We start from the raw sequence: 416 nt of genomic DNA on the forward strand, positions 1-416 counted from the left end.
GCTGGCTGGTCATACCGCTACCCGCTACACTGGTATGGACCATTACCAACGGTACCTGTGCCGCTACCACTTCTCAGGTGAAACTGACCAACTATGAAGTGCCTTCTACTTCAGTRGCTGGTCCTGARCAGAAACACTGTAATGATTCCATTTTCACCCTCGCGGCTAACAAGCCTGCACAAATGGGTGCATACGGTGCATGGACCATTGTTGGTGGTAAACAATCATGGATCACTATTGCAGATACTTCTGCATACAATACCAAAGTGACCCTGCTGGCTGGTCATACCGCTACACTGGTATGGACCATTACCAACGGTACCTGTGCCGCTACCACTTCTCAGGTGAAACTGACCAACTATGAAGTGCCTTCTACTTCAGTGGCTGGTCCTGAGCAGAAACACTGTAATGATTCC

At 49.3% G+C, this 416-nt stretch carries 1 protein-coding gene; it reads left to right on the forward strand.

Annotated elements, in window-relative coordinates; translation table 11 throughout:
• Positions 1-416 (forward strand): hypothetical protein (locus AC1DFM_RS34845; RefSeq protein WP_477081392.1); only part of this gene is annotated, 416 nt, incomplete at both ends.

The organism is Chitinophaga sp. 05T412 (genome assembly GCF_056396465.1).